Below are 12,182 nucleotides of genomic sequence, written 5' to 3' on the forward strand. Positions count from 1 at the left end.
GCCAGCGCCGCCCTTACGGACCGCGCAGCGGGTGTCAACCCGATGTCCGGTGCTTCTTCGGCGCGGCTTGCCCTCCGTGACCGCCGAGCAACAAGTAGTCTCGATGAGGTGCAGCGACGGATCATGGGCATCGAGACCGAGTTCGGTGTCACCTGCACGTTCCATGGCCATCGTCGGCTCAGCCCCGACGAGGTGGCGCGCTACCTGTTCCGGCGAGTCGTGTCGTGGGGCCGCAGTTCGAATGTCTTCCTCCGGAACGGCGCCCGGCTCTACCTCGACGTGGGCAGCCATCCCGAGTACGCCACCGCCGAGTGCGACAGCCTGACGCAGCTGGTCACCCACGACCGCGCGGGTGAGCGGGTACTCGAGGATCTGCTCATCGATGCCGAACAGCGGTTGGCCGACGAGGGCATCGGTGGCGACATCTACCTGTTCAAGAACAACACCGACTCGGCGGGCAACTCCTACGGCTGCCACGAGAACTACCTGATCGTGCGCGCAGGCGAGTTCTCCCGGATCTCCGACGTGCTGCTGCCGTTCCTGGTCACCCGCCAGCTGATCTGCGGTGCGGGCAAGGTGCTGCAGACACCCAAGGCGGCGACGTTCTGCCTGAGCCAGCGTGCCGAGCACATCTGGGAGGGCGTGTCCTCGGCCACGACCCGGTCGCGCCCGATCATCAACACCCGCGACGAACCGCACGCCGACGCCGAGAAGTACCGCAGGCTGCACGTCATCGTCGGCGACTCGAACATGTGCGAGGCCACCACGATGCTCAAGGTGGGCACGGCGTCGCTGGTGCTGGAGATGATCGAGGCCGGGATCGCGTTCCGCGACTTCTCACTGGACAACCCGATCCGCGCCATCCGCGAGGTCAGCCACGACCTGACCGGACGGCGCCCGGTGCGCCTGGCCGGGGGCCGGCAGGCCAGCGCCCTGGACATCCAGCGCGAGTACTACGCCCGCGCCGTCGAGTACCTGCAGAGCCGCGAGCCCAACACGCAGATCCAGCAGGTGGTCGACCTGTGGGGACGCCAACTCGACGCCGTGGAGAGCCAGGACTTCGCCAAGGTCGACACCGAGATCGACTGGGTCATCAAGCGGAAGCTGTTCCAGCGCTATCAGGACCGCTACAACATGGAGCTGTCAGATCCCAAGATCAGCCAGCTCGACCTCGCCTATCACGACATCAAGCGCGGTCGCGGGGTGTTCGATCTGCTGCAGCGCAAGGGGCTGGCCACGCGGATCACCACCGACGAGGACATCGAGGCGGCCGTCAACACGCCGCCGCAGACCACCAGGGCCAAACTGCGCGGGGAGTTCATCAGCGCCGCCCAGGAGGCCGGCCGCGACTTCACCGTCGACTGGGTGCACCTCAAGCTCAACGATCAGGCGCAGCGCACGGTGCTGTGCAAGGACCCGTTCCGGTCGGTCGACGAGCGGGTCAAGCGGCTCATCGCCTCCATGTAAGTCTCGCGATTGCTCACTCATGTGCGGTTCGCGCGCGCGAAAACTCGTACCAGGCTGAGCGCTCGGCATGAGGACGGGACACCCTAAGCTGGGTCGAGTGGCGATCTCCAAAGTCGAGCGGCTGATGAACCTCGTGATCGCGCTGCTGTCGACGCGGAACTTCATCACCGCCGAGCGGATCCGTCAGACGGTTTCGGGATACGCCGACAGCGCCAGCGACGAGGCCTTCTCGCGCATGTTCGAGCGCGACAAGAACGAGTTGCGCGACTTGGGGATCCCGCTGGAGACGGGGCGGGTTTCGCAATTCGACCCGACCGAGGGCTACCGGATCAACCGCGAGGCCTACGCGCTGCCCACGGTCGAACTGACCCCCGACGAGGCGGCCGCCGTAGCCGTGGCGACCCAGTTGTGGGAATCGCCGGAGCTCATCACCGCCACCCAGGGCGCGTTGCTGAAGCTGCGCGCCGCGGGTATCGACATCGACGCGGTGGAGGCCGCGCCGGCGATCACCTCGACCGCTGCCCTGCCCGGGCTGCGCGGCTCCGAAGAGGTGCTCGGAATCCTGTTGTCCGCCATCGATTCCGGACAAGCGGTGCAGTTCCCGCACCGACCGTCGCGCAGTGACCCCTACACCACCCGCACGGTGGAACCCTGGGGCGTCATCACCCACAGGGGCCGCTGGTATCTGGTGGGCCACGACCGCGACCGCGACGCGACGCGCACCTTCCGGCTCTCCCGCATCGGCGCCGAGGTGACCACGGTCGGCCCACCCGGCGCGATCAAGCGACCGCAGGACGTCGACCTCCGTGAAGTCGTCGAGCGCGCGGTGGGTGAGTGGCCGTCGGGCGGTCAGGCGCGGGTGTGGATCGCCGAGGGCAAGGGCACCGCGCTGCGTCGACGGGCCGCCTCGGCGACTCCCCACACGCACAACGGCCGCGCGGGCGAGGTGATCACCATCGACATCGGCATGTTCGACCGGTTGGCGCGCGAGGTCGCCAGCTACGGTCCCGACGCGGTGGCACTCGAGCCCGAATCGTTGCGCGACGACGTGGTGGCCCGGTTGACCGCGCAGGCGGGTCGCGCATGACGGCCGTATCGACGCGGCTGGTCCGGCTGCTCAACATGGTGCCGTACTTTCAGGCCAACCCGAGGATCACCTACGCCGAGGCGGCCTCCGATCTCGGCGTCAGCGTCAAACAATTGCGCGAGGACCTGAACCAGCTGTGGATGTGTGGGCTGCCCGGATACGGCCCCGGCGATCTGATCGACTTCGAATTCTCGGGCGACACAATCGAAGTGACGTTCACCGCAGGTATCGACCACCCGCTGCGGTTGACGTCGCCGGAGGCGACGGGCGTGCTGGTGGCCCTGCGCGCGTTGGCCGAGGTGCCCGGCATGGTCGACCCGGAGGCGGCGCGCAGCGCGATCGCGAAGATCGAGTCCGCGGCGGGCACGGTGGGCCAGGACGGCGCGGCGGTCGAGGAGCCCGCGCCGATCGAGAGCGAGGCGGCCGCGGCGGTGCGGGAGGCGGTGCGCGACGGGCACGCCTTGTCCATCGAGTACTACTCGGCTTCGCACGACGTGCTGACCAGCCGCATCGTCGACCCGATCCGGGTGGTGCTGGTCGGCGACCACAGCTACCTGGAGGCGTGGTGCCGAACCGCCGAGGGGGTCCGACTGTTCCGTTTCGACCGCATCGTCGACGCGCAGGTGCTCGACGAGCCATCGTCGCCGCCACCGCCGGCCGTGCAGGCCGAACCGGACACCTCGCTGTTCGACGCGGACCCTTCGCTGCCGTCGGCGACGCTGCTGATCGATCGGTCGGCGGCGTGGATGTTCGACTACTACCCGCTGCGGGTCAGCCGAGAACTGCCCGGCGGTGGCTGGGAGGCCGCGATGACCTACGCCTCCGACGACTGGATGGCCCGGTTCGTACTCGGATTCGGGTCGGCCGTGCGGGTGCTCGAACCCGCCCATCTTGTGGAGAGGGTGCGGGAATCGGCCCAAGCGGCGCTGCGCGCATACGGCGTCGGCGGAAGTTAAGCTCAGTAGCTGAGTTGACGCCGGCATGTGGAGGTGGGAATTGGGCGGGCTTCAGCCCTGGCACTTGGCGATTGCCTTCATCGTAATCGGAGGTGGTTTGGCGATTGTGGTGGCCCTCGTCGTGTTTTCGGTCGCCGCAGCGACGAAATCCCACAAGCCTCCCGTGCACAGGGGCCCTTGGCCAGGGTGGTACCCGGATCCGCGTGACCACTCGATGGTTCGCTATTTCGACGGTCGAGGCTGGACCGAAGCAGTGCGTCCAGCCGGGAACCGGTCGGCCTAGTCAAGCAAGTCGAACCCGATAGACGAGTACGATCGAAGCGAAGTCTGGAGGTAACCAAATGACTGGTGGGCTGTCATGGACACATTGGCTCGTCATCATCGCCGTATTTGTACTGCTCTTTGGCGCTAAGAAGCTCCCCGACGCGGCGCGGTCCGTGGGTAAGTCGTTGCGGATCTTCAAGTCGGAGATCAAGGAGATGCAGGCCGATTCGACCACGGATAGCCCGTCTTCCCAGCCGGACAAGCCGCCGGCCACTCCGATCGCCTCGGAGCGGGTCGACAACGCCGCTCCGGACAACGCAACGGCTCCGGCAACCGAGCATCCCTCGGACAAACGTCCCGCCTGACCGTCGAGAATCGACTGACCGCGGCCACGCTGCCGCGTAAGTAGGCATGCCGTGCAGACCCCAGGACTGTTCAAGAAGCTCGATCCTCGCCGACGGCGCTCGCGGGTCAACCCCGACGGCACGATGTCGCTGGTCGAGCATCTGCATGAGCTACGCACCCGGCTGTTGATCTCGGCGGCCGCCGTGGTCGTCACGACGATCCTGGGCTTCCTCTGGTACAGCCACGGCGTGTTCGGGTTGCCCAGCCTCGGGGACTGGCTGCGCGGCCCGTACTGCGATCTGCCGCCCTCGTCGCGGGCGACCATCGCACCTGACGACGAATGCCGCCTGCTGGCCACCGCGCCCTTCGACCAGTTCATGCTGCGCCTGAAGGTCGCGCTGACCGCGGGCATCGTGCTGGCCTGCCCGGTGTGGCTCTATCAGATGTGGGCCTTCATCACCCCCGGGCTGTACAAGAAGGAGCGCCGCTTCGCGGTCGCGTTCGTCACCGTCGGCGCCGTGCTGTTCGTGGCGGGCGCGGTGCTGGCCTACGTGGTGCTGGCCACCGCGTTGGGCTTCCTGCTCACCGTCGGCAGCGACGTGCAGATCACCGCGCTGTCCGGCGATCAGTACTTCGGCTTCCTGATCAACCTGCTGCTGGTCTTCGGTTTCAGCTTCGAGTTCCCGCTGCTGATCGTGATGCTCAATGCCGTCGGAGTGCTGACCTACGAACGGCTCAAGGCGTGGCGCCGCGGGTTGATCTTCGCGTTGTTCGTGTTCGCCGCGCTGTTCACCCCGGGATCGGATCCGTTCTCGATGCTGGCACTGGCGCTCGCCCTGACGGTGCTGCTCGAGTTCGCGATTCAGATCGCGCGGCTGCACGACCGGCGTAAGGCCCGGCGGGCCGCACTTGAGGACATCTCCGACGACCAGGCCGCACCGATCGAACCCGCCGAGCCCGTCGAGGCGTCCAGCACCGTGCCGACGTCCGCGCGGCATGTGGTCGATGACGACGCCACCTAGTGACTCGGGCTGCGAGCTGGCCCGTTTCGCCGAACAGTTGTCGTTTGCGCTCGACGATTTCCAGCGGCGCTCCTGTGAGGCACTGGAGAACGGGCACGGAGTACTGGTGTGCGCACCCACCGGCGCGGGCAAGACCGTCGTGGGGGAGTTCGCGGTGCACCTCGCGCTGGCGGCGGGCGGCAAGTGCTTCTACACGACGCCGATCAAGGCGCTGAGCAACCAGAAGCACAACGACCTGGTGCAGCGCTACGGCCCGGAGAAGATCGGACTGCTCACCGGAGATCAGTCGGTCAACGGTGACGCCGACGTGGTGGTCATGACCACCGAGGTCCTTCGCAACATGCTCTACGCGAATTCCGCGACGTTGCAGGGCCTTTCGTATGTCGTGATGGACGAGGTGCACTTTCTGGCGGACCGCATGCGTGGCGCGGTGTGGGAAGAGGTCATCCTGCACCTGCCCGACGAGGTGCGGCTGGTGAGCCTGTCGGCGACGGTCAGCAACGCCGAGGAGTTCGGCGGCTGGATCCAGACCGTACGTGGGGACACCACGGTCATCGTCGACGAACACCGTCCGGTTCCGCTGTGGCAGCACGTCCTGGTCGGCAAGCGGTTGTTCGACCTGTTCGACTACCGCGCCACCCGGGCGGCTCGCGGCACCACGAAACCGAACCGGGAGCTGCTGGTCGATCCGGAGTTGCTGCGCCACATCGCACATCGGCGTGAAGCGGACCGGCTCGCCGACTGGCAGCCGCGTGGCCGCGGCCGCAACCGGGGCAGGCCGACGATGTACCGGCCGCCGTCGCGGCCCGAGGTGATCGCCACGCTGGACCGCGAAGAGCTGCTGCCCGCAATCACCTTCATCTTCTCGCGTGCGGGATGCGACGCCGCGGTCAAACAGTGCCTGCGGTCATCGCTGCGGCTGACCACCGACGAGGAACGCGCCCGCATCGCCGAAGTCGTCGACCGTCGCTGCGGAGATCTGCCCGAGGCCGACCTGATCGTCCTCGACTACCATGAGTGGCGCGAAGGCCTGCTGCGCGGACTTGCCGCCCATCACGCCGGCATGCTGCCGGTGTTCCGCCACACCGTCGAGGAGCTGTTCTCCGCGGGCCTGGTCAAGGCGGTATTCGCCACGGAGACACTGGCTTTGGGCATCAACATGCCCGCGCGCACGGTAGTGCTCGAACGGTTGGTGAAGTTCAACGGCGAACAACACGTGCCGTTGACGCCCGGCGAGTACACCCAGCTGACCGGTCGCGCGGGTCGGCGCGGCATCGACGTCGAAGGCCACGCCGTGGTGCTGTGGACCCCGGACGTCGAACCGGCCGAGGTGGCCGGATTGGCATCCACCCGGACATTCCCGCTGCGCAGTTCCTTTGCGCCCTCGTACAACATGACCATCAACCTCGTCCAGCAGATGGGTCCGGCGCAGGCACATAAACTGCTGGAGAGCTCGTTCGCGCAGTACCAGGCCGACCGTTCGGTGGTCGGGCTGCGCCGCGGCATCGAGCGTGGCGAGCGGATGCTCACCGAGATCAACGCCGAACTGGGCGACGACTCGATCCTCGACTACGTCCGGCTTCGGATGCAGATCTCCGAACGCGAACGCGCCCAATCGCGGGCGTCGCGGCTGCAGCGCCGCAGGGCGGCCAACGAGGCGCTGGCCTCGCTGCGCCGCGGCGACATCATCACGATCACCCACGGTCGCCGCGGAGGCTTGGCCGTCGTGCTCGAAGCCGCCCGCGACGACGAGGATCCGCGCCCGTTGGTGTTGACCGAACACCGCTGGGCCGGGCGGATCTCGTCGGCCGACTACTCGGGAACGTCCGCCCCGCTGGGCACCATGCCGTTGCCCAAACGCGTCGAGCACCGCAATCCGCGCGCACGGCGCGACCTCGCCTCGGCCCTCATCTCGGCGGCCGAACGCCTCGACGTGCCGTCGAGGAAGGGCAAGCGCAGCGGGCCCACGCGTGCGGGCGCCGAGCGCGACATCGATCCCGAATTGGCCTCGTTGCGCGAGCAATTGCGCTCGCACCCGGCTCATCACCGGCCCGACCGGGAGGAGAAGGCGCGGCTGGCCGAGCGCTACCTGCGCATCGAACGCGACAACGAACAGATCCGGCAGAAGGTGGCCGCGGCGACCAACTCGCTGGCGCGCACGTTCGACCGGATTGTGGTGCTGCTGACCGAACGTGGCTTCATCAGCGGCGCCGCGGACGATCCCAAGGTGACCGACGACGGCCGCCTGCTGGCCCGCATCTACAGCGAAAGTGACCTGCTGGTGGCCGAGGCGCTGCGCACCGGCATCTGGGAGGGACTCGACGCCGCCGAGCTGGCAGGCGTGGTGTCGGCGGTGCTCTACGAGGCGCGCGGTGACACGCCGGGCGCTCGCGAGGGATTCGACATCCCGACCGGCAGACTGCGCCGCGCCCTCAACCAGACGCGGCGGCTGTGGACCGAGCTGCGCGCCGACGAACAGCGCCACCGCATCACGGGCAGCCGTGAACCCGACGACGGGTTCGTCGCCGCGATCTTCCGGTGGGCCACGACCGGCGACCTGACCAGTGCGCTGGCCGCGTCCGACGCCACGGGCAGCGGATCACCGCTGTCGGCAGGCGATTTCGTCCGGTGGTGCCGCCAGGTCCTCGACCTGCTCGACCAGGTACGCAACGCCGCACCCGGCGCCGCGCTGCGAAGCACCGCGAAACGCGCGATAAACGACGTTCGACGCGGCGTCGTCGCTGTTGATGCGGGGTAATGTGTCGGGGGCAAGACGCCCAGGTATTCGCGGCTCGGCCGCGGGTGAACAAGGAGTGATATGAGCGGACCGCAGGGATCTGATCCGACGCAGTCGTGGCCAGGCCAGCAGCCGGAACAGCCTTCGGACCAGCCGTCCAGCGATCCATCGGCCAACCAGCCGTGGCAGCCTCAGGGCGGCGACGCGACCCAGGCGGCGCCCAGCTGGCAGCCGCCCGCCTACGACCCGTCGCAGGGCCAACAGCAGTACCCGCAGTACCAGCAGCCGGCGTATCAGCCGCCGCAGCAGTACTCGGGTGGCGAGCAGTACGGACAGCAGCCCAGCGAGTACCCCCCGCAGGCCTATCAGCAGCCGGGGCAGTACGGGCAGCCGCACTACGGGCAGCCATACGCACAACCCGGTCAGCCGGGCTATCAGCAGCAGCCCGGCCAATACGGCGACCAGGCCGGCCAGTACGGACAGCAACCCGGCCAGTACGGCCAGCAGCCGGGTCAGTTCGGCCAGTACCCGCAGTACGGCACTCCGGGCGCCGAGGAGGGTTCGAAGCGCTCGCTGGCGGTGATCGGGGGCGTCATCGGCCTGCTGGCGGCGGTCATCGTCGCGGTCGTGCTGGTCATGGGCTTCTGGAAGCCGGGCTTTTTCGTCACCACCAAGCTCGACATCGACGCCGCGCAGTCCGGGGTGCAGCAGATCCTCACCGATGAGGCCAACGGATACGGCGCCACCAACGTCAAGGACGTCAAGTGCAATGACGGCCAGAATCCGACCGTCGAGAAGGGCGGCACCTTCAACTGCGAGGTCAGCATCGACGGCACCAAGCGCCAGGTGACGGTGACCTTCCAGGACGACAAGGGCACCTACGAGGTCGGCCGACCCAAGTAGGCCGGTCAGCCGTCGAGTCCGTCGAGGGCCTTCTGCAGGCGGCCGATCGACGATGTGACGCCGTAGGTCTCGGCGAGTGTGACGACCTTGCGCGGATGCTCGGCTGCCAACGGGAGTGTGTCGTTGGGCGTCGACCAGTCCAGTTCGGCGTCTGTGGCGACCTTGACCACCGGTGCCGCCGCCTCGATGTAGTCGGCGGCCTTGAGCAGCTTGGTCCGGTACGCCTTGCTCATCTTCGACTTCGGGTCGTTGGCCGCGGCGAGGATGTTCTCCAGCGAACCGTGCTGTGCCAGCAGCGTCGCGGCCGTCTTCTCTCCGATACCGGGCACTCCGGGCAGGCCGTCGCTTGGATCCCCGCGCAGCAGTGCCAGTTCGGCATACGCCGGACCCGCCCGGTCGACCGGCACGCCGTACGTCTCGGCCACTTCCTTCGGGCCCCATTTGGTGGCCTTGGCCAGGCCTCGGCCGAGGTAGAGGACCCGGACCGCTACCGGCTCGTCGCGCACCAACTGCAGTAGATCGCGATCCCCGCTGACCACCACCACCGGATCGCGCTTCTCGCGCGCGGCCAGGGTGCCCAGCACGTCGTCGGCCTCACACTCGGCGGCGCCGGCGGTCGGGATGCCGAAGGCGTCGAGGATCTCGAAGATCATGTCGACCTGGGGGGTGAGGTCGTCGGGCACCTCCTCCACGTCGGGCTCACCCTCGGGGTTCTCCTCGAGCACGCGGTGCGCCTTGTAGGACGGTATGAGGTCGACGCGCCACTGCGGCCGCCAGTCGTCGTCGCGGCACACCACCAGCCGGCCGGGGCGCTCGCGGGTGATCACCGTCGCCATGGCGTCCAGAAAGCCGCGTAGCGCGTTCACCGGGCGGCCGTCCGGCGCGGTGATCGAGTTGGGCACCCCGAAATAGGAGCGAAACCACATGCTGGCGCCGTCGAGCAGGACGAGGGGAGCGGCCACGGTCACTGACAGTAGCGCGACCGACGAGGCCGGTCGCCGGCTATCCGGGCGCGGATTAGCCTGAATCCCATGACGGCCAACCGATTCAGCACCGATGTCTACGCCTCCCGGCTGCGTGCCGCCGCGTCCGCCGCGGCCGATGCCGGCCTGGCGGGCCTGGTCATCACGCCGGGTTACGACCTGCGCTATCTGGTCGGTTCCCGCGCGCAGACTTTCGAACGGCTCACGGCGCTGGTGTTACCGGCCGACGGTGACCCGACCATCGTGGTGCCCCGGCTGGAGTTGGCGGCGCTCAAGGAGTCGGCGGTGCCCGAACTCGGCTTGACGGTGCGCGACTGGGTCGACGGCGACGACCCGTACGCACTTGTGGGCGAGGCGCTGGGCGGGGGGACGCTCGCGGTCGCGGTGACCGACTCCATGCCCGCCCTGCACCTGCTTCCGCTCGCCGAGGTCCTCGGAACGGTGCCGGTGCTGGCCACCGACGTACTGCGCCGGCTGCGGATGATCAAGGATCCGGCCGAAATCGACGCGCTGCGCAAGGCGGGAGCGGCGATCGACCGGGTCCACGCCAGGGTCCCCGACTTCCTGGTGCCCGGCCGCACCGAGGCCGATGTCGCCGCCGACATCGCGGAAGCCATTGTCGCCGAGGGGCATTCGGAAGTCGCCTTCATCATCGTCGGTTCCGGGCCGCACGGTGCCGACCCGCACCACGAGTGTTCGGACCGCGAACTGCGCGCCGGTGACATTGTGGTCGTCGACATCGGCGGACCCTACGAGCCCGGCTACAACTCCGACTCGACCCGTACCTACAGCATCGGCGAACCCGATGCCGACGTCGCCCGTCGCTACGCGGTGCTGCAGCGCGCCCAGCGGGCCGCGGTCGACGCGGTCCGGCCCGGGGTCACCGCCGAACAGGTCGACGCCGCCGCCCGCGACGTGCTGGCCGCCGAGGGCCTCGCCGACGCGTTCGTGCACCGCACCGGCCACGGCATCGGGCTGTCGGTGCACGAGGAGCCCTACATCGTCGCCGGTAACAAGCTCGCCCTCGAGGAGGGCATGGCGTTCTCCGTGGAGCCGGGCATCTACTTTCCCGGCGAGTGGGGCGCGCGCATCGAGGACATCGTGATCGTCACCGCCGAAGGGGCCGAGCCGGTGAACAACCGCCCGCATGAGCTGGTGGTCGTGCCGGTCAGCTGATTCGCGGTCAGTCGGCGACGCGGTCCAGCAGGCCCGAGGAGCCCAGCACCCGCTCGACACGAACCTCGATCACGACGCGTTTCGGGTTGACCCGCGGCGTGCGGTACCGCTGTGCGTAGCGCAGTTCGGCGTCGCGGACGGCGTCGGGATCGGTGTTGACCTTGGCCTTGCCCTCGAGCGACAACCACCGCGCACCGTCGACCTGGCTCAGCACGGCCACACCCTGCCGCTCGGCGTTGACGGCCTTCTGCGAACCTCCGCTGGTGATGACGCGGGCAATGTGGGTGGTCGGGTCGAAGGTGAAGCCGACGGCGACGACGTGCGGCGAGTTGTCCGAACGCAGGGTCGTCAGCATCGCGAGATGACGCTCGGACAGGAACGCGAGCGCGTCGGTGGTGAGCCGGGTGGTCGCCCGGCGGCTGGACTGGGCCATCGGGGTTCACCGTAGCGCAGGACATAATCGCAGCCATGACAGACACGGCTGACTCTCGTCTGCCCTTGGTCGTGGTCTTCGGCGGGCGCAGCGAGATCGGCCTCGAGGTGGCCACGCGTCTGGCGTCCGGGGCTGCGGTGCTGCTGGCGGCGCGCCGCTCCGACGAGCTGGACGCGGAGGTGGCCGCCGTTGCTGCCGCGGGCGCCGCGGCCGTGCATGTGCGCGAGTTCGACGCCGACGACCTGGACTCGCACGGTCCGCTCGTCGAGTCCATCGTCGCCGAGCACGGCCCGATCGACACCGCGGTGCTGGCGTTCGGCATCCTCGGCGATCAGACCCTGGCGGAGAAGGATCCCACGCATGCCGCGGCGATCGTGCACACCGACTTCGTCGCCCAGGTCAGCCTGTTGACCGTGCTGGCGGACACGATGCGCGCTGCGGGCGCCGGGGCCATCGTCGCGTTCTCGTCGGTGGCCGGCGTCCGGGTGCGACGCGCCAACTACGTCTACGGGTCCGCGAAGGCCGGGCTGGACGGGTTCTGCAGCGGGCTCGCCGACGCGCTGCACGGCTCGGGGGTGCAGCTGCTGGTGGTTCGGCCGGGGTTCGTGATCGGGCGGATGACCGAGGGCATGACGCCCGCGCCGCTGTCCAGCACACCGGGCCAGGTCGCCGACGCCACCGTCCGCGCGCTGGGTAAGGGCCGCGGCACGGTGTGGGTGCCCGCGCCGCTGGCCGTGTTGGCGCTGGCGTTCCGGATGACGCCGCGGTTCGTGTGGCGGAGGTTGCGGCGATGAGCGCTTGCGCGAAGA

At 68.7% G+C, this 12,182-nt stretch carries 12 protein-coding genes; 10 read left to right on the plus strand and 2 right to left on the minus strand.

What is annotated here, in order from left to right:
* The first annotated feature begins 108 nt into the window (after positions 1 to 108).
* From pafA to AU198_RS18710, 8 genes are all read left to right on the plus strand, one after another.
* Entirely contained in the window at positions 109 to 1,467 is a 1,359-nt protein-coding gene (pafA, locus tag AU198_RS18680) for a Pup--protein ligase (protein ID WP_156431665.1), read from the plus strand.
* Between the two features lie 97 nt (positions 1,468 to 1,564).
* Entirely contained in the window at positions 1,565 to 2,554 is a 990-nt protein-coding gene (locus tag AU198_RS18685; RefSeq protein WP_064350053.1) for a helix-turn-helix transcriptional regulator, read from the plus strand.
* Positions 2,551 to 3,510 (plus strand): helix-turn-helix transcriptional regulator, encoded by a 960-nt coding sequence (locus AU198_RS18690; RefSeq protein ID WP_064350054.1) that lies wholly within the window; start codon positions 2,551 to 2,553, stop codon positions 3,508 to 3,510. Before AU198_RS18685 ends, AU198_RS18690 begins: the two co-directional genes overlap by 4 nt.
* Before the next feature lie 25 nt (positions 3,511 to 3,535).
* The gene (locus tag AU198_RS26845) at positions 3,536 to 3,793 is read left to right on the plus strand and encodes a DUF2510 domain-containing protein (protein WP_082691097.1); all 258 of its coding nucleotides are present in this window, start codon (positions 3,536 to 3,538) and stop codon (positions 3,791 to 3,793) included.
* Positions 3,794 to 3,851: 58 nt separating this feature from the next.
* Positions 3,852 to 4,139 (plus strand): Sec-independent protein translocase subunit TatA, encoded by a 288-nt coding sequence (gene tatA / locus AU198_RS18695; RefSeq protein WP_064350055.1) that lies wholly within the window; start codon positions 3,852 to 3,854, stop codon positions 4,137 to 4,139.
* A 51-nt stretch (positions 4,140 to 4,190) separates the two neighbouring features.
* Complete coding sequence (gene tatC / locus AU198_RS18700; protein ID WP_064350056.1) at positions 4,191 to 5,141, plus strand: twin-arginine translocase subunit TatC; 951 nt, start codon at positions 4,191 to 4,193, stop codon at positions 5,139 to 5,141.
* The gene (locus AU198_RS18705; protein ID WP_064350205.1) at positions 5,125 to 7,899 is read left to right on the plus strand and encodes a DEAD/DEAH box helicase; all 2,775 of its coding nucleotides are present in this window, start codon (positions 5,125 to 5,127) and stop codon (positions 7,897 to 7,899) included. The genes tatC and AU198_RS18705 overlap by 17 nt, the downstream gene beginning before the upstream one ends.
* A gap of 60 nt (positions 7,900 to 7,959) precedes the next feature.
* Positions 7,960 to 8,781, plus strand: coding sequence for a DUF4333 domain-containing protein (locus AU198_RS18710; protein ID WP_064350057.1), 822 nt, complete (start codon positions 7,960 to 7,962; stop codon positions 8,779 to 8,781).
* Between the two features lie 5 nt (positions 8,782 to 8,786).
* Here the strand turns inward: AU198_RS18710 and AU198_RS18715 are convergent, their stop codons facing one another.
* Complete coding sequence (locus tag AU198_RS18715) at positions 8,787 to 9,743, minus strand: 5'-3' exonuclease (protein WP_064350206.1); 957 nt, start codon at positions 9,741 to 9,743, stop codon at positions 8,787 to 8,789.
* Positions 9,744 to 9,812: 69 nt separating this feature from the next.
* Between AU198_RS18715 and AU198_RS18720 the strand changes: the two genes are divergently transcribed.
* Positions 9,813 to 10,940, plus strand: coding sequence for a M24 family metallopeptidase (locus tag AU198_RS18720; RefSeq protein WP_064350058.1), 1,128 nt, complete (start codon positions 9,813 to 9,815; stop codon positions 10,938 to 10,940).
* Between the two features lie 7 nt (positions 10,941 to 10,947).
* On the opposite strand, the gene AU198_RS18725 is transcribed toward AU198_RS18720, so the two are convergent.
* The gene (locus AU198_RS18725) at positions 10,948 to 11,373 is read right to left on the minus strand and encodes a F420-dependent biliverdin reductase (RefSeq protein ID WP_064350059.1); all 426 of its coding nucleotides are present in this window, start codon (positions 11,371 to 11,373) and stop codon (positions 10,948 to 10,950) included.
* A 35-nt stretch (positions 11,374 to 11,408) separates the two neighbouring features.
* Here AU198_RS18725 and dprE2 point away from each other — a divergent pair, with 35 nt between their 5' ends.
* Positions 11,409 to 12,167 (plus strand): decaprenylphospho-beta-D-erythro-pentofuranosid-2-ulose 2-reductase, encoded by a 759-nt coding sequence (gene dprE2, locus AU198_RS18730; protein ID WP_064350060.1) that lies wholly within the window; start codon positions 11,409 to 11,411, stop codon positions 12,165 to 12,167.
* Positions 12,168 to 12,182 lie beyond the last annotated feature (15 nt).

It is taken from the genome of Mycobacterium sp. GA-1199 (genome assembly GCF_001500045.1).
Lineage (GTDB): Bacteria > Actinomycetota > Actinomycetes > Mycobacteriales > Mycobacteriaceae > Mycobacterium.

Excerpts from the sequence above, each read along its gene's own strand:
- dprE2 (WP_064350060.1), top strand. The coding sequence starts at position 11,409 with ATGACAGACACGGCTGACTCTCGTCTGCCCTTGGTCGTGGTCTTCGGC.
- AU198_RS18690 (WP_064350054.1), top strand. The coding sequence starts at position 2,551 with ATGACGGCCGTATCGACGCGGCTGGTCCGGCTGCTCAACATGGTGCCG.
- tatA (WP_064350055.1), top strand. The coding sequence starts at position 3,852 with ATGACTGGTGGGCTGTCATGGACACATTGGCTCGTCATCATCGCCGTA.
- AU198_RS18720 (WP_064350058.1), top strand. The coding sequence starts at position 9,813 with ATGACGGCCAACCGATTCAGCACCGATGTCTACGCCTCCCGGCTGCGT.
- AU198_RS18705 (WP_064350205.1), top strand. The coding sequence starts at position 5,125 with ATGACGACGCCACCTAGTGACTCGGGCTGCGAGCTGGCCCGTTTCGCC.
- AU198_RS26845 (WP_082691097.1), top strand. The coding sequence starts at position 3,536 with ATGTGGAGGTGGGAATTGGGCGGGCTTCAGCCCTGGCACTTGGCGATT.
- AU198_RS18725 (WP_064350059.1), bottom strand. The coding sequence starts at position 11,373 with ATGGCCCAGTCCAGCCGCCGGGCGACCACCCGGCTCACCACCGACGCG.
- AU198_RS18710 (WP_064350057.1), top strand. The coding sequence starts at position 7,960 with ATGAGCGGACCGCAGGGATCTGATCCGACGCAGTCGTGGCCAGGCCAG.